A 14,274-nucleotide genomic window follows, 5' to 3' on the forward strand; every position below is an offset into this window, starting at 1 on the left:
GAGCTAGCCGGCTCCAAGTATGCTTTCTTTTGACAGCGCCTTGTCAAGGTCCGCCTTGGTCATCAGCTTCTTTTCAAGGACGAGCTCCCGTATGCTCTTGTTCGTTTTCAGCGCCTCCTTGTAGATTTCTGCCGCCTTCAGGTAGCCTATGTACGGGTTCAGGAGCGTGACGAGAACAGGGCTTTTCTCGATGTACGACTCTAGCTTTTCCCTGTTGGCCTTTATCCCGTCTATCATGTTTTCCGCAAACACGGGCAGGAAATTTTTCAGCATGTCAGTCGAGTCGAGCATGCTCTTTAACATTCCGGGGAGCATGACGTTCAGCTCGAACTGGCCTGCCTGCGCCGCCATTGCGACAGAGACGTCGTTTCCTATGACGTTGAAGCAGACCATGTTCAGGCACTCTGCAAGCGACGGGTTGACCTTGCCCGGCATTATCGACGAGCCAGCGTGCACGGCAGGTATCAGGACTTCTGCAAGGCCGGCTACAGGGCCGCAGGCCATCAGGCGTATGTCGTTTGCCATTTTTGTAAGCTCGATTGCAACGTTGCGTAGCGCCGACGACGCGTTTGCGACGTCGAACTTGCTCTGGAGCGAATAGAACATGTTGTCAGACGGCTTCAGCTTTAGTTTCGATACTTCAGAGAGGTGCTTTATGGCAAGCTCGCGGTAGCCCTTGGGCGTGTTTGCGCCCGTGCCGACGGCGGTGCCCCCGAGGCCCACCTCTCGCAGGCCATCCATCGCCTCGCGCATCCTCTTTTGCGCCCTTGCAAGCGAGTAGGCGTACTCTTCAAACTCGGCGCCTAGAGTGACGGGGATCGCGTCCATCAGGTGCGTCCTTCCGATCTTGATGGCGTCCTCAAACTCCTTGGCTTTTTTCTTGAGCGAGTTTATCAGGACGGAAAGCGACCTGTCGGCCTCTTCCATGTTGAGCAGGATCGCGACGTGCATCGCAGTGGGAAAGGTGTCGTTTGACGACTGGGACATGTTGACGTGGTCGTTTGGGCTGACGATTTCATACTCGCCCTTTTTCTTGCCCAGAATTTCCAGAGCCCTGTTTGCTATCACCTCGTTTGAATTCATGTTAAAGGCGGTGCCGGCGCCAGAGTTGATGGCCTCGACCACGAACTGGTCAAGGAGCTTGCCGGCAAGGATCTCGTCGCAGGCCTTTACAATGGCGTCGGCCTTTTTGGCGTCCAGCGCTTTTAGTTCCTTGTTTGCAAGGGCGGCAGACCGCTTTATCATGACAAAAGCGCGTATCAGGTTGATGTGGGCCCTCTGGCCCGTGACCTTGTACATCTCTTTTGCCCTTGCCGCAAAGGGGCCGTAGTAAGCGTCAGACGGAACCTTGACTTCGCCAAGCGAATCCTTGTCTATCCTGTACGACATCGCAGCTGCGATGGCGCTGGCGCCGTAATAAATTAATCGACGCTCTCGCGGTTTGGATTTGTCAAACCGGCTGTACGAGCCGGCGGTACTCTTCTTCCAGTATTGAATACCTCAACTCGTCCAGCCATTTTCCGTCCTTCAAGACGCTTTTTCGCATCCTGCCTTCAAACTCAAATCCAGCCTTTTCCAGCAGTTTCACAGACGCGGTGTTTGGATGCATGACGCTGGCGTAGATCCTAAAGAGTTTCAGGTTGTCAAATCCAAAGTTCAGGATGCCAAGGAGAGCCTCTTTTGCAATCCCCCTGCCCCAGTATTTTTTGCCCAGCCAGTATCCGACCTCTGCATTTCGGTTCTGGTAGTCTATGCGAGCCAAGCTGATTACCCCGATAATCTTGCGGGTTTCTTTAATCTCGATGCCAAATGCATAGTCTTCTTCTCTGCTACCAAAGTGCTGGGCAATTTTGATGAAATCCCGGGCATGCCTCAACGTGTACGGATAAGGAATAATGCGCGTGTACCTGCTAACCTCTTTATCGTTTAGATTTTCCTGGATGGACCTGGCGTCAGATTTTTCAAGCGTCCGCAAGACGATCCGTTTTCCTTCAATTACTGGAACAACCATGCCGCGTCCTGTGATGTGCGCATTCATGTCATATTAAGACAGATTTTGCAGGTTTGCGGAAATACAAAAAATGCTGCAAGCTAACGAGTCACCGCCGCTGCTGCCCTGCCTTGACAGGGGTCATTGCCATCGTCCTTGAAATGATAGAACAAATAATTCCAACTCCTGCCGCGGTGCCGGTGAACCAGAGGACGTAATTGCTCAGAAAGTTTGCTCCTTCTGGCGGCGATGATGATGATGCAAAGCCAAGGACCAAGCTGAGGATTATTGTGATGATGCCCTGGCCGGTCCCTATCATTACGAGGAACTTGCCGCTTGTGATCCTGTTTTTGAAAAACAACACTCCCCCGATCATCACTACGATGCCGCCAAGCTGCGCAACCAGCGCCAGCAACCCGACCGGCACGATGGCGACTTGCCAGACATCTCTGGCCGTGTACTCCTTCAGGCCTGCGATAGCCAGATCGTAAACGACTGTGCTTGGGTGATAGCCGGAAACGAGAAAAAGCACGCCGGATGCTATTGCCAGCATTCCTGCCAGCTTGTTACGGATCATACTGGTGTTCAGAAAAATATTTTCTTGGCATTAAGCAATTATGGAGACTCTCTCTTGCACCTTTTTTCAGTTTTAAGCAGTACCTAAAGCGCCAGGAACGCAAGTGATGATTACTACTACTGCCGTTATCGCGTCTGCAAAATGATTATCATAGGCATTTTCTCGTCCTAGTTTTTTATGTCATCCCGTCGGGCATCTCTTGGGTCGGCGCCATGTTTGCAGGCGGATTCAGGGCAGTGTCAGTACCAGAAGCCATGTCGCCCGCAGGCGGCATCATGGGAATAGAAATTGCTGACGACCCGCCCGTGACTACGACCAGGATTCCAATCATCATAAATCCAATTCCTGCAGCTCTTGCAATCCATATCCCCTTCTTTGACCAGATTTTTTCCCCAAAGATTATTCCCGAAAACAAGGCCATCCAGAGCAGGTTCATCCAGCCAAGCGCCACCATCAACAAAAAGTACGGCCAGCAGCACCCCAGGCAATACAGGCCATGAAAGACTCCCATCTTGGCCGCTCCTGAAACGCCGTTGCGCCACCTCCTCATGAAAAAGCTCAGGGGAGATTCGCAGTACCCGAGGCACCTAGCCTTGAGCGGGCTGAACTGATAGGCCCCTGCAATAATTAGGATGGCGCCATAGATGTACTGTGCAGACAACTCTGATGCCGCGCTTGTTACGGCGCTCATCAACGCGGACCACCCAAACAGCAGGACAAGCCCCGTCAGTGACCAGACCGCAAGATAGCCGCCGACAAATAGCATGGTCTTGAAGGGATAGTAGACTTTCTTTCTGGAAACACCATTATCATCATTTTTCTGTAAAGTCATCTGCACCTGGCTGCTGTTTTTTTCCGAGCCGGCCAGCCTGTTGTAGAGAAGCACCATCGGAGTGATGGCAGGAAACATCATTGCGGCCATGCCGACGGTCCACAACGATACAAAAAACAGGTAAGATGATGATGATGCCATCAAGCCAAGCTTATCATTACTGTCGCTGCCCATTCCAGAAGCTAAAGACATCATCGCCATCATCATATCGTTCTGAAAAGCCTGGGAGGTCAGCCAGCCTGCTGCTGAAACAGAGACAAGCGAAACGAGGATTACCTTTTGCACTTTGTCCATATCCCAGCATCCCTGCTGCCGCTACTGCAGCATCATCATCTCACGGCCCCCTGTATTCCACCACTGAGACAAAGGCGTTCTTGCCTGAATCGTCAAAGTTGAGGTTTGGCGTCATTATCCTCATTAACGAACTCTTGGCGGCATCTGCCACCTTCCAGATGAAACCTTTTGGAAGCTGCACCTTTGTGTCCTGCTCTTCGCCAGTAACGGGATTCTTGAAGCTCTCAAGGCGGACATCCAGCACCCCAGGCACGGAGAAACTGCTTTTCTTGCCGTCCAGCTTGACGTTAATGTCGACGAACTGGGGCTCTAGCATGTACTTTACGGTCGTCGCAAAGATCGCAAAGGGCCCCTCTCCTTTTGCCTTTCCTGAAAAGATGCTCACGACCGCATCTCTCTGCTCCGGCGTGGTATTGTTTGAAATAAACAGCTGCATCGTACCGTTCCCCTCGTGAATCGCCTTGGGCCAGGACGCGGCGTACACCACGTCGATGTTGTCAAGTTTTACGCTATCGCCGTAATGGCCTTCCCTTATGTGGTACAGAACCAGCGCCCTGCAAAAGCCGTATGTCGGATAGCCGTTAAAGTTGCAGGGGCAGCCATAGTCGCAGTTGCACGTCTCTATGTAGTCGATTTTTGTCATCCAAGAAGGAATCTCAACCACAGAAGTCATATGACGACTGTACGTATGCGTATGTAATAAGCAATTGTCGATGGTGCAACCTGTATCACTGCCGCCAACAAGCAGCATCGAAAAAGTTTATAGCTTGCAAGTAGCTTGCGTCTATCCCTCGCACTAAATCAAACGTCCATGTTGCTAATCATGTTCAACTAAAAACAGGATAATTTCATAGTTTTTCACGTATTTGTCACCAGATGGCCAGAATCCTTGAATAGGCGGAATCAGGCTATCATGACCAAATAGAGAAATCTTATATGACAATAATCCAGCTTTGGACGAATTCTGACGAGACAGAGTTTGCCATCAGGCGGGCTTCAGACACGATAGGGTTCCGGGCTTCCACCAGCAACACCGCTGACTATGTCAAGGTCGCGGATGAAATGCATGAAATGTACGACCAGCAACAGATTGACTGGCCTTTCATGCTCGAGAGGTGGATAGCAAGCTGGAAGGACGGCTTTCGCCATTCTGCCCTGCTGCCGCCATACGAATGGGAGCTGCAAAAGGGCGCCGAGCGTCATGCCCCTGCGCCACCCTTCTCCGTCTCCGAGATAAAACAGCAACAAGGCAGGCGGGCCAAGAGGCGCCGCAAGTCCCGGCGCAAAAAGCTCACAGTAAAGTGCAGGTTCTGCAATCTGATGTTCTACAATGATGTTGAACGCTTAACGCATGAAAAGGAATGGCACCCAAGTAAATCAGAGGCCAAATGATGCGACCTAGATGAGCAGCGAAAAATAACAGTTAACTAGAAGAGCATAGAGACTTCTTTGACAAAAAACTAACCCCGAACATCCATGGTATATTATACAGGTTGATTCTCAAAATCTCTTGTCGTTATTATTATTGCTTCATGATAACAACCTTGATGATGGCATTTAGGGGCCAGCCCAGTCGAAAGGAATGTGCTTACTCGATCTCCCTTTCCAGTCCCACTTGAAGCCCATGGCATCCACTTCGTCAGCTACAGCTCTACCCCATGTCGCAACGGTACCTGGTCCCGTCTCGCTTCCAGGCGCATTAAGAGTCTGTACTCGTTTGCCGGGTGGAGTCATGGGTCCAGTTAATGCTTCACCTCTTGCAGAGACCCTCCCCGGGATTTCCGCGCTCCAATAAGCAAGATCCTCTGCTATCTCAAACTTGATTGGAACAAATTCCGTGCCGCGGTCTTCTCCAAAGACCTTGGCAAGCTCTCCCATGAAGCCACCTGCTTTGCCGGTAAATATCATCTGAAGAGCTTCTCGCTGCTTTTCATTAGCTCGCTCGTCGAAAAAGAATCCCATGGTTGCTTTTGCCTCCCCCGCCCAGATATTGCCCTTGAAACCTCCAACGAATAACGCGTTCAAGCCATCGAGCTTTGTTTCGCCATAGTGTCCATTCTTGATATGATATGCAAGTATGCCTTCGCAATCTCCATAAGACGGAGCTTGAGCAAATGTACAGGGGCAGGGAATATTACATTTGCAGACATCAAACCAGTCTCCTGAAGCCTTCCATTTGGGAATATCTGCAGACATACAATTTGGTACAGTGCGCGTCATTTTAAGCATTTAGAAGATGAAATAATGATTTTGTTACCTACAAGAGATTGATATCTCGAAATTTTTTAAAAGATGATGCTATCTAGGTTATTATTTTGGAGCTTGCAAGGCTTTCAATCTCGGACAGTTCGTCCTCGGTTATTGCAAGGCCGTGCAGCAAGGCAGGGTGCTTGCCGGCAAGCGGCGTTTCAGAAACGGACACGGCCGGCAGGAACCTTGCCAGCATGGCAAACACCATCTTGCCGTACCAGTTGTTTTCAAGGCACAGCTTTTTTTCGCCGTTGTTCAATGCGTCAAGCTCGACAATTTTTCCAAGCGTCGCCGAGCCGATTATTACAGAATCACCCTGTGTATTTTTCTTGACGAGCAGGATTTTCGATCCTGAAGACCAGTCGCGCCTGATGCCCACGTACAGCGACTGCCTTGCATACAGCGTGCGCTCCTGCTCCTCCTTTACGCGCACGACGTACGCCAACCCCAGACTTGCAGGCACACGAAACAATAAGCGTTGCGAATCATCACCGCAATAACAATATATTATCACCGGGATTTTCATGCGCTATATGCAAGTAAGCGGCAGGGTGCTTGTCTGCGACTCGATAGACCGGGCAGGCATCGACAGCATGAAGCGCGCGGGGCTTGCAATTGACTACAAGCCCGAGATCAAGGCTAATGAACTGGTTGCAACTGTCAAGGATTATGACGTCATAGTAGTGAGGAGCAGGACCAAGGTCACAAAGGAAGTCATTGATGCTTCCAATGCCAAGATAATAGCAAGGGTCGGAGTCGGCCTTGACAACGTCGACGTCAAAGCTGCCGAGGCGAAAAAGATCAGGGTGATAAACGCGCCCGAGGCCGCGTCCGTTGCAGTGGCCGAGCTTGCAATCGGCCTGATGATTTCGCTTGCAAGGAACATACCAAGGGCAGACGCCGAGACGAAAAAGGGCAACTGGATCAAAAAAGACCTGATGGGCACGCAACTGTCAGGCAAGTACCTCGGCATTGTCGGCGTCGGAAACATTGGCCGGCACATCGGCAGGATGGCCAAGGCGTTCCACATGAACCTGATTGGTTATGATCCATATCCGATAAACAAGGAATTCATCAGTGAGACCGGCATGATAGTAACTGACCTTAACACGCTTTTAGAAAGCGCCGACTATATCACGTGCCACGTGCCTTCGACGCCAGAGACAAAGCACATGTTCAATGCCGAGCGCCTGGCAAAGATGAAGCCGACGGCGTACCTCGTCAACACGTCAAGGGGCGAGATAATCGACGAAAACGCCCTGTACGAGGCACTGAAAAACGGCAAGCTTGCCGGCGCGGCGCTTGACGTCTTTGAGGTAGAGCCACCGACTAACAAGCTTCTCCTCGGCCTGCCAAACGTCGTCTGCACGCCGCACATTGGCGCGCAGACCAAGGAGGCGCAAGAACTGGCATCGATTGTCATCGCAGAGAAGATAATACAGATCCTGCGCGGCGTGATCTAGAGAGAGAATATTAGAATATAAAGGGCTAGGAGTCAGGAGAGTGGTATAATATGCGCAGCTACATGGCCCAGACTTGGACAAAGATGTGGAAGGAAAACTCTGACGAACTAAAGTCCAAGGCCATTGCATGGAGGCAGGAGCCAACGATCAGCAGGATCGAAAGGCCAAGCAGGCTCGACAGGGCCCGCAGGCTGGGCTACAAGGCCAAGCAGGGCATCGTGGTCGTCCGCGTGCGCGTCGGCAGGGGCGGCATGAGGAAGCAGCGCCCGGTCGCAGGCAGGAGGCCAAAGCACATCGGCGTCGTCCACATCAAGCAGGGCATCAGCATGCGCAAGGTCGCCGAGAGGAGGGTTTCAGAAAAGTTCCCGAACCTCGAGGTAATGGGCTCGTACTACCTGCACAAGGACGGCATGAACATCTGGTACGAGGTAATTCTGGCAGACCCGGCCCACCCCACGATATCAAAGGACCGCGAGATGAGGGGCAAGCTCAAGGCGTTTGCGAAGTAATTTCCTAGCTCATTGTCAGCACAAGCATCGTCAGATTGATTGCCACATTGCAATTGCTATTTGACTATCTGGATTCTGTAAAATGAAGAGACGAATCCTTCCTTTCCGTATGCGTACGCCGTGACGAAATAGTCGCCCGGCTCCAAATTGACTCCAAAGGCGCCCTCTTTGCCATCGTCGCATTTGTTGTCATCTAAAATTCCCCACGGGCCGTTTTCCATGTCGTAAACATAGGTGCTCACCTTCAGGGTCCCATTGTAATCCTGCCCTTCAAAGTATACCGTGGAATTCCTGCTCAGGTCTATCACGATTTTCTTGGCGTCATAGTCAGCGCTGTATGGATCAAATTTAAAGTGGCCCGGAGTAGGTCCACTGCCTGCATCCCTGCCCCAAGCCATGTTGCCGCCAAAGCCTTTGTATTCTTTGTAATCATAGACCATCACAAGCCTTGGAGGCGAAACAGGAACCTCTTCTTGCTTTATTGGCAGATAATCAGAAAAAGAATATTTTGGCCACGGGCGGGCACTTGTCGCAGCGCCCAGCAGTGCAAGAAACATCAATCCTGCAAAAAGGCCGCCTATAGCCGCGTACGCAACCCTATCAGCCACTGGAGACTCACCAAGGCCTAGAACTAATTAGCTTTTATCCAAACTGCGCGCAGAATCTTTTTTGCATACTATTATGAGTCCATCGCCTTAATCGCTAACAAGGCCGTCCCTGAACCTGATGCTTGCATGACTGCCGTTGCAAAATGGCATATTACTTGAAGCCCCGCACCTACATAGCGTTACGCGATTTCGCACTTCGTAGCGCTTGCCGTCATGGGATTCAATAGGAATGCCTCCGCGAATCCATAGCGGTCCGCTGCACCCCAAGGCAGGGTCTTCGACCACCCCAATAGAAGGAGGGAGCTTGTGTTCGATCTCCTTTCCAGTCTTTTTATCGTGCACCACCAGCCGGCCTGCCGGGCAGTGATTTGCTTCGCGTATCACCAATTCACGAGCGGCAGGGTTGTCGGCTTGCTCAATCAGGTTCCAAATCTGTCCTGCAGGATCGCAAAAACGCGCAAATGCGCACAAGTTTTCTGCGTCGCTAAGAACCATTGTCGGGCCATCATATTTTTTGGCTTGCCGGACATACGGCCTGCGCGTCGCAGTTTCTTTCCCCTCAAATCCTATTTTCTCATGGGTCCCGTCGCAAAATGGCTTGTTCTTTGACTGCCCGCACCGGCACAGCGCATACTCTGATGATTGCGTATCAAACGATCTGCCCTCTGTCCAGTCCCACGAAAAACCCTCTTTGTTTGGGGTAATGGTCTGTATCGAAAGGGGAATGCCGCCTGAAACCAGATAGGGCCCGTTCTTGCTGACGATTATCTTTTTCTCCAAAGATTTGTCCGCGTTCCGATCTTCCTCTCGCATTAAATAGACAATCGTCGTTGATGTGGATTAATTTATCGTTCATTAATCGCTGTATAAATCCAAAAAATAATGTTTTGAGCAGTCGATAAGAATTTCCAAGTATATTCTTACTCTCGTTGTTTAATATCGCGCTTAACATAATATCAACAATATGAAATCGGCTCAAATCAAAGGATATGGCAGCAGCAAAGTAGTCGAGATTAACCCTGACGCGCCTGCACCAAATCCATCGGCAGGAAAGGTCCTAGTCATTGTCAAGGCGGCCGGCGTAAATCCAGTCGACTGGAAAATCCGCGAAGGCTATATGCAGCAAAGGATAAAGCTGCAATTCCCCTCAACGCTGGGCATGGACTTTTCCGGCATTATCAAGGAAATTGGAGATGGAGTTGCAGGTTTCAAGCAAGGTGATGAGATATACGGGCAGGCATCAGTCATAACCGGCGGGTCAGGGGCGTTTGCAGAGAGGGCTCTGGCACCTGTACAAACTATCGCGTACAAGCCAAAAAGCCTGAGCCATGCTGAAGCGGCAGGTCTCCCGCTTGTAGGCGTTAGCGCGTGGCAGGCGCTCATGGAAACCATTGGACTGGCAAAGGGTCAGAAAATCCTCATTCACGGAGGAGCAGGAGGAATAGGCTCAATCGCGATTCAAGTTGCAAAGAAACTGGGCGCGCAAGTAGCCACGACGGTAAGTGCAGACGACAGACAGTTTGTACAAGAATTGGGAGCCGACGAAATAATTGACTACAAGAGCCAAAAGTTTGAGGATATCTTGCACGACTGTGACTCTGTCTTTGATACCGTGGGCGGCGATACCTACAAGAGGTCCTTCAAGGTGCTCAAGAAAGGCGGAGTAATCGTCTCCATGTTGGAACAGCCAGGCGCGGAGCTGATGAACCAGTTTGGAGTCAAAGCCGTTTTCCTGTTCTCACAGGTAAACAACGAGCGGCTGACGAGATTGGCGCAGTGGGTGGATCAAAATAACATAAGGGTAAACATCGACAGAAAGTTCTCCCTGGACGATGCAGGCAAGGCGCTTGATTACGTAAAGGACATTCATCCACGGGGCAAGATTGTCCTGGCAGCTTGAGAGAAAGAAAGAAGTGAAAGGACAAAATCAGGCAAGTACTTTGTTGCCCACACTATTCTCTGAACTTTCCCTCCATCACTATTTCTGCCAGCGGCTTTCTGTCGCTTGGGTATTCCCTTTCGCAAAGGGCCGGATCGAGCCTTTCTTTTGGCGCAGGCCTGCCTATTGCGACCATCGCCATTGGTTCATAGTCGTCAGGCAGGCCCAGCTCGCGCCGTGCACCTTCGCGGTCAAAGCCTCCCATCGCGTGTGCGACTAGGCCGCGCGACGCGGCTTCAAGGGCAAGGTTCTGCCACGCCGCGCCCGCGTCAAACCGGTACGTCGCGTTTGGCTGGCCGCCGTTATAGTCTGAGGTCTTTTTCGAGACGACGAGTGCAAGCGCCGCGGCGTCCTTTGCCCACGACTTGTTGAAATCCACGAGCAGGCCAAACAGCCGGCCCCAGTGGGGCGTGTCCCTTTTTGCATAGACAAAGCGCCACGGCTGGCCGTTGAACTCCGACGGGGCCCACCTGGCCGCTTCAAACAGCGGCATGAGCTCCTCGTGCGAGAGCGCCGTGCCGCTCATGGCCCGTGCCGACCACCTGTTCAGTATCAGCGGGTTTATCTCATAGGTTGCTTTCCGTGTAAGTTCCTGTTGTTTCACGCAGGATAAATAGCCGGCAGTGTTAATAAACCTGGTAGTAATTACCTACCAAGTAGGTAAGAACAACCTTTGCAGGTCAGCGCCTGCTTACCTTAACGATAGCCGATAGCAAGCTCGGCAGGGCCGGCAAGAGGCTTCCTTTCCATGTTCTTGAAACCTGCTTTTGCCAGCATCGCAGAGATTTCTGCAAACGAGTAGTTCTGCCCGCCGCTTGTCCCAAGCATCATGTTCATGCCCATGAGCGCGGAAAGCGCCGGCCCGGTCTTGTCGTCGTTTAGCATCCATTCGCTTATTATCACGGCGCCGCCGTCCAAAATGCTCGCGTGCGCCTTTTTCAAGAGCGTGACGCCCTTGTCCTCGTCATAGTCGTGGATCACGTTTGAAAAGAACGCCACGTCGTACCCCTTTGGGAGCTCCTCGTTGAAAAAGTCAACCGCAAGCGTCTTCACTCTGCCTGCAAGGCCGTAGCGCGAGATGTATTCGTATGCGACCTTGCACACAGGCGCAAGGTCCGCCACGGTGGCCTGCAATTGCGGGTTTTCCTTTGCCACTTGCAATGCATAAACGCCCGAGCCTCCGCCCACGTCCAGCATCCTTTTGCCCCTGGAAAAGTCGAACGTCCTTGCGAGCGCCATTGCAGGGCCGACGCTGGTCGCGTGCATTGCGTGTATGAATTTTTGTACTGCCTCTATGCTGTTGTTTTTCTTGGCGTCGTCAAAGATGTGCTCTGCATTATCTCCTTTCATTGCATCGACAGGCTTGTTGTTCACTAGCGACCACGTCAAAAAATTCCACGCGTTGTACAGGTGCTCGTCGCACATCCTGACAACTTCTCCCATGTATGCAGGGCTCTTGCTTGACAGGAACTTCTCGGCAAGAGGCGAGTTTGAGAACTTGTCTCCATTTTTCTGCAGCAGCCCAAGTGATGCAAGAGTGGACGCAAAGACCTCTGCAGGTCGCCTTTCCATTCCGAGCATCTCCTACAAGGTAGCCTGCTTTTTTTGCCGTTGTTGACATCGGCAAGCTTGGTAAACAGATCGAGTTCCACCGCGGTCATGAGGGTCCTTGAGACCCCGAATCCATTCAGCATCTGGAATATTGGATCAGGTGAGAGAGAAGGAGAAGACATATCCGCTACTGAAAAAACACAAGCAAAATATCTAAGGCTTTACCGGATCAGCGAGTCTGGGTCTTTCTTGCCTTTAGCAGGATATATTCAATATCACCCCTGTCTGACAGCTGCTTCATTTTCAAAATCGACCTGTACAGCATCTTTTCAAGGTAGACAGGGTACGCCGCCAGGATTCTCGGTTTCAGGTTTTCCCTGTTTTCCAGATAATAGTCGGCAAGCGGCCCGTAGACGTGCGGCCCGATGTAGCGGCATGCCTCTATCGAGAGGCCGGCGCCCTTGATTGCGCTCTCCACGTATTCTGGGGCATAGTGCTCCGACGACCAGGTCACGGACAGTATGCCAAGGCTCAAAAACTGCAGCAGCCTCTTCCTCTTCTTTTGCAGTTTCAGCACAGGGATTGCAATGACCAGGAGGCCGCCGGCGGCAAGCACCCTTGCAGACTCATGTACGAACCGTTCAAGCGGCCGGAAATGCTGCGCCGATTCAAGCGCCACCACCCTGTCCACCGAGCCGCTGGCAAACGGCAGCGCGGTGGAAGTGGCGCTTACCAGGGACGCGCGGGCGTCTTTTGAATCCTGCAGCTGCGAAAAGTTGATGTTCACGCAGGCAACGTCCAGCGATTTATAGCAGGATTTCCAGTAGGCGGCAGGGGCGCCAAGGCCGCTCCCGACATCTATAACAATTCTGGCAGACGCAAGCTCGGCCAGCTCGCCGACTACCGCGCAGAGCATGCGCTGCGCCTCAAGCGGTGTCTTGGCAGAATCGCTCCAGTAGCCAAAATTTAGCATCCTGCCGCCGGTCGCAATGGTCATCAGGGGAGAGAGCGAATTGTAGAGTTTCACGATGTCTTTTTCGCTCCGCCGGAACGTCCACAGCAGGACGTCAAGCGGGCGTATGCTGCCTGCCAGCGGCCTTTACCTGGCCAGCTTTTTGGCTAACTCGATTATCTTTGCTACCTCGGCAGCCGGCGTTTCCTTGTCCATCGTGAGGTAGTAAAAGTTGTCCTCGTCCGTCAGCGTCAGTATTTTCACTTTTTCGTTTTCGGTCAGGGTATATTCCGTCCTGCCTATTGATGTCTCAAAGCTTTTCCTCAGCTGGTTGCGCGTCGCTTCGATAAAGTACTCATTGCGCGCCTCGTCCGGCTTTAACAACGGGACGACGCCCTTGCGCAGGCCGCCGGCAAGCGTCCTACCAAACTTGTTCATGATGCCGGCGTAGCGTATACGCGGTGATATGGCAAGGATGCGGTTGCATTTCTCCTTGTATTTTGCTGCTGCTTCTGGATCAGCCTGCGGTCTGTTTGACATATATGGATTGATCTTTGCAATCAGGTGATATATGAACTGCTTTGCGCAACAATATGTCTAAAAATATAGAGGGAGAGGTTAGACGCTCCCGATTTTTGCCATGTCACTGCGGTTGTCGTTGTCATGTGATGCATCAGTCGGCTTGCTCTGAAAGTAAGTCGCGATGTATGCCAGCCCGCCTGCAACGACTCCTATTATCAAGAGTCCTGCAAACGCGGCAATGGGGGTGATGAACTGCCCCATTATTGCAGGATTCTCACTCAGGCCGGAAGCACCGCTGCTGGCAATCACGCCAAGCACGCCCGAGCCTGCAAGCCCCGCATACACCATCATCAACGTTACCGCGGCGCCTCCAACGTTCATCCCGACAAGGTTGGCCCACGCAAGCGCAGATCTGACTCCGCGGATCCTCTTTTGCAGGTTGACCTCCAGGTGGTTGTAGAATATCGCCGTTGTCGCTATTGCGACGATCAGTATCATGTAGAATATGTAGCCAAGGAATATCCACTTTGCCGGCCCTTCAAACGATAGCGAAAGGATCTGGATGATGTTGACGCTGGGCGAAAAGAGCAGCTGCATCCCAACAAACGACGCGGTAAGTAGGGTGATTACCGCGCCCTGAAATATTGCCGACGCTATGAACCTGTTGGACCATACACTACCCCTGCTAGGTGTTTCTCCTTTCAAGCGATCGTCACCAAGATTATTACGCTGATTCTTGTGATAAGACTAGGTCAAAAGGGAAAGCGCAGAGTAAAGTACGGATTAT

General features: G+C 51.8%; 18 protein-coding genes. 4 read left to right on the top strand and 14 right to left on the bottom strand.

From position 1 onward, the window contains the following. Window positions 1–3 precede the first annotated feature (3 nt). From NVIE_RS07915 to NVIE_RS07935, 5 genes are all read right to left on the bottom strand, one after another. Complete coding sequence (locus tag NVIE_RS07915; RefSeq protein WP_075054781.1) at window positions 4–1,389, bottom strand: aspartate ammonia-lyase; 1,386 nt, start codon at window positions 1,387–1,389, stop codon at window positions 4–6. Between the two features lie 61 nt (window positions 1,390–1,450). Further along, complete coding sequence (locus NVIE_RS07920) at window positions 1,451–2,011, bottom strand: GNAT family N-acetyltransferase (RefSeq protein ID WP_075056087.1); 561 nt, start codon at window positions 2,009–2,011, stop codon at window positions 1,451–1,453. A gap of 88 nt (window positions 2,012–2,099) precedes the next feature. Further along, window positions 2,100–2,567 carry a hypothetical protein gene (locus NVIE_RS07925; RefSeq protein ID WP_144239581.1) on the bottom strand — a complete coding sequence of 156 codons (468 nt, stop codon included), beginning with the start codon at window positions 2,565–2,567 and terminating at the stop codon, window positions 2,100–2,102. Between the two features lie 175 nt (window positions 2,568–2,742). Next, window positions 2,743–3,693, bottom strand: a complete 951-nt coding sequence (locus tag NVIE_RS07930) for a DUF2182 domain-containing protein (protein WP_075054783.1) — start codon at window positions 3,691–3,693, stop codon at window positions 2,743–2,745. 40 nt (window positions 3,694–3,733) lie between these two features. Beyond that, on the bottom strand, window positions 3,734–4,366 hold the full coding sequence (locus NVIE_RS07935) for a DUF1326 domain-containing protein (protein ID WP_158435146.1): 633 nt from the start codon (window positions 4,364–4,366) through the stop codon (window positions 3,734–3,736). Between the two features lie 263 nt (window positions 4,367–4,629). Between NVIE_RS07935 and NVIE_RS07940 the strand changes: the two genes are divergently transcribed. Then, window positions 4,630–5,085: a hypothetical protein gene (locus NVIE_RS07940; protein WP_075054784.1), complete on the top strand. Its 456-nt coding sequence runs from the start codon at window positions 4,630–4,632 to the stop codon at window positions 5,083–5,085. A 165-nt stretch (window positions 5,086–5,250) separates the two neighbouring features. On the opposite strand, the gene NVIE_RS07945 is transcribed toward NVIE_RS07940, so the two are convergent. Together NVIE_RS07945 and NVIE_RS07950 are read right to left on the bottom strand one after the other, a co-directional pair. Continuing rightward, a complete protein-coding gene (locus tag NVIE_RS07945) occupies window positions 5,251–5,889 on the bottom strand; it encodes a DUF1326 domain-containing protein (RefSeq protein ID WP_075054785.1) in 639 nt (212 codons plus the stop codon). 106 nt (window positions 5,890–5,995) lie between these two features. Next, complete coding sequence (locus NVIE_RS07950; protein WP_144239582.1) at window positions 5,996–6,406, bottom strand: hypothetical protein; 411 nt, start codon at window positions 6,404–6,406, stop codon at window positions 5,996–5,998. A gap of 70 nt (window positions 6,407–6,476) precedes the next feature. Between NVIE_RS07950 and NVIE_RS07955 the strand changes: the two genes are divergently transcribed. Then, on the top strand, window positions 6,477–7,406 hold the full coding sequence (locus tag NVIE_RS07955) for a hydroxyacid dehydrogenase (protein ID WP_075054787.1): 930 nt from the start codon (window positions 6,477–6,479) through the stop codon (window positions 7,404–7,406). A gap of 50 nt (window positions 7,407–7,456) precedes the next feature. Next, window positions 7,457–7,915 (top strand): 50S ribosomal protein L15e, encoded by a 459-nt coding sequence (locus tag NVIE_RS07960; RefSeq protein ID WP_075054788.1) that lies wholly within the window; start codon window positions 7,457–7,459, stop codon window positions 7,913–7,915. Between the two features lie 56 nt (window positions 7,916–7,971). Here NVIE_RS07960 and NVIE_RS07965 read toward each other — a convergent pair whose 3' ends face one another. Continuing rightward, complete coding sequence (locus tag NVIE_RS07965) at window positions 7,972–8,523, bottom strand: hypothetical protein (RefSeq protein ID WP_144239583.1); 552 nt, start codon at window positions 8,521–8,523, stop codon at window positions 7,972–7,974. Between the two features lie 87 nt (window positions 8,524–8,610). Next, window positions 8,611–9,336 carry a CDGSH iron-sulfur domain-containing protein gene (locus tag NVIE_RS07970; protein ID WP_075054790.1) on the bottom strand — a complete coding sequence of 242 codons (726 nt, stop codon included), beginning with the start codon at window positions 9,334–9,336 and terminating at the stop codon, window positions 8,611–8,613. 151 nt (window positions 9,337–9,487) lie between these two features. On the opposite strand from NVIE_RS07970, the gene NVIE_RS07975 reads away from it, so the two are divergent. Then, window positions 9,488–10,423, top strand: a complete 936-nt coding sequence (locus tag NVIE_RS07975; RefSeq protein ID WP_075054791.1) for an NADP-dependent oxidoreductase — start codon at window positions 9,488–9,490, stop codon at window positions 10,421–10,423. A 52-nt stretch (window positions 10,424–10,475) separates the two neighbouring features. On the opposite strand, the gene NVIE_RS07980 is transcribed toward NVIE_RS07975, so the two are convergent. The 5 genes from NVIE_RS07980 to NVIE_RS08000 form a co-directional block, all read right to left on the bottom strand. Next, a complete protein-coding gene (locus NVIE_RS07980; protein WP_227717298.1) occupies window positions 10,476–11,066 on the bottom strand; it encodes a nitroreductase family protein in 591 nt (196 codons plus the stop codon). A 92-nt stretch (window positions 11,067–11,158) separates the two neighbouring features. Continuing rightward, window positions 11,159–12,043, bottom strand: a complete 885-nt coding sequence (locus NVIE_RS07985; RefSeq protein WP_084790700.1) for a methyltransferase — start codon at window positions 12,041–12,043, stop codon at window positions 11,159–11,161. A gap of 199 nt (window positions 12,044–12,242) precedes the next feature. Further along, window positions 12,243–13,040 (bottom strand): class I SAM-dependent methyltransferase, encoded by a 798-nt coding sequence (locus NVIE_RS07990; RefSeq protein WP_227717299.1) that lies wholly within the window; start codon window positions 13,038–13,040, stop codon window positions 12,243–12,245. 72 nt (window positions 13,041–13,112) lie between these two features. After that, the gene (locus NVIE_RS07995; RefSeq protein WP_075054794.1) at window positions 13,113–13,505 is read right to left on the bottom strand and encodes a DUF6659 family protein; all 393 of its coding nucleotides are present in this window, start codon (window positions 13,503–13,505) and stop codon (window positions 13,113–13,115) included. Window positions 13,506–13,583: 78 nt separating this feature from the next. After that, on the bottom strand, window positions 13,584–14,192 hold the full coding sequence (locus tag NVIE_RS08000; protein ID WP_174405434.1) for a hypothetical protein: 609 nt from the start codon (window positions 14,190–14,192) through the stop codon (window positions 13,584–13,586). Window positions 14,193–14,274: the final 82 nt, after the last annotated feature.

Source organism: Nitrososphaera viennensis EN76 (assembly GCF_000698785.1).
GTDB lineage: Archaea > Thermoproteota > Nitrososphaeria > Nitrososphaerales > Nitrososphaeraceae > Nitrososphaera > Nitrososphaera viennensis.

What these genes read in the sequence shown, in the direction of transcription:
- NVIE_RS07915 (WP_075054781.1), bottom strand. Translation starts at nt 1,389, where the DNA reads ATGTCGTACAGGATAGACAAGGATTCGCTTGGCGAAGTCAAGGTTCCG.
- NVIE_RS07920 (WP_075056087.1), bottom strand. Translation starts at nt 2,011, where the DNA reads ATGGTTGTTCCAGTAATTGAAGGAAAACGGATCGTCTTGCGGACGCTT.
- NVIE_RS07925 (WP_144239581.1), bottom strand. Translation starts at nt 2,567, where the DNA reads ATGATCCGTAACAAGCTGGCAGGAATGCTGGCAATAGCATCCGGCGTG.
- NVIE_RS07930 (WP_075054783.1), bottom strand. Translation starts at nt 3,693, where the DNA reads ATGGACAAAGTGCAAAAGGTAATCCTCGTTTCGCTTGTCTCTGTTTCA.
- NVIE_RS07935 (WP_158435146.1), bottom strand. Translation starts at nt 4,366, where the DNA reads ATGACTTCTGTGGTTGAGATTCCTTCTTGGATGACAAAAATCGACTAC.
- NVIE_RS07940 (WP_075054784.1), top strand. Translation starts at nt 4,630, where the DNA reads ATGACAATAATCCAGCTTTGGACGAATTCTGACGAGACAGAGTTTGCC.
- NVIE_RS07945 (WP_075054785.1), bottom strand. Translation starts at nt 5,889, where the DNA reads ATGTCTGCAGATATTCCCAAATGGAAGGCTTCAGGAGACTGGTTTGAT.
- NVIE_RS07955 (WP_075054787.1), top strand. Translation starts at nt 6,477, where the DNA reads ATGCAAGTAAGCGGCAGGGTGCTTGTCTGCGACTCGATAGACCGGGCA.
- NVIE_RS07960 (WP_075054788.1), top strand. Translation starts at nt 7,457, where the DNA reads ATGCGCAGCTACATGGCCCAGACTTGGACAAAGATGTGGAAGGAAAAC.
- NVIE_RS07970 (WP_075054790.1), bottom strand. Translation starts at nt 9,336, where the DNA reads ATGCGAGAGGAAGATCGGAACGCGGACAAATCTTTGGAGAAAAAGATA.
- NVIE_RS07975 (WP_075054791.1), top strand. Translation starts at nt 9,488, where the DNA reads ATGAAATCGGCTCAAATCAAAGGATATGGCAGCAGCAAAGTAGTCGAG.
- NVIE_RS07985 (WP_084790700.1), bottom strand. Translation starts at nt 12,043, where the DNA reads ATGCTCGGAATGGAAAGGCGACCTGCAGAGGTCTTTGCGTCCACTCTT.
- NVIE_RS07995 (WP_075054794.1), bottom strand. Translation starts at nt 13,505, where the DNA reads ATGTCAAACAGACCGCAGGCTGATCCAGAAGCAGCAGCAAAATACAAG.